Here is a 622-nt window from a genome sequence, read left to right as displayed (position 1 = left end):
CTGTGATAATACCCGTACTTGTCGGCTGGCAGGATATCAAGCAGACAATAACAGTGAGTTCCCTGTATCTATATTGCTGACTCGCCGTGCAGGTGCAGATGCTGGCGTGGATGGTAAAGTAAAGCTTGGTGGCGCTAAAGACAGCTCTTCTAAAGCCTTAATGCAATTGGGTAACCGTCACCGAATATCACTATTTATTAACGATCGAAATTATGGCGAAACCAAGCCGTATTCTGCAGCAGCAGGCAGTGCTGAGCTAACCCAAGCACAGGTTACAGCACTGCTAAGCGCGCTTCAAAGATCAAGTAAGATTACGCTAGCACTGCGCAACTCACGCTGGCAGCTTTCAGATAAAGGCGCTAGTGCAGTGATGCTAAAAGCTGATGATGTCCAAGGAAGAGTAGGCACACCAAGCGCCTTTATAAATAGCAATGAGGCCGTAAAATCTAACAGCAGTGTATTGCCACCCAAAGCTGTACCAGTACTGCGTTTTGTAGAGCCTAGTGGCCAGTCTGCTGCTAGCGATAAAAAGTTTGTCATGAGATCCTCTCAATTGGCCTCATTGATGAAAGGAACGATGAAAGATGCCGATGCTGACTGCCCAAATCTATCAGACAAGTCA

1 protein-coding gene is annotated in these 622 nt (G+C 46.8%); it reads left to right on the top strand.

What is annotated here, in order from left to right; genetic code table 11:
• Positions 1 to 622 (top strand): DUF1176 domain-containing protein (locus ACS8FC_RS18810; RefSeq protein ID WP_439297909.1); only part of this gene is annotated, 622 nt, incomplete at both ends.

It is taken from the genome of Psychrobacter sp. 1Y4, from assembly GCF_051847555.1.
Note: the sequence above shows the minus strand (reverse complement) of the source record. Positions and strands in the feature narration are given on the sequence as shown.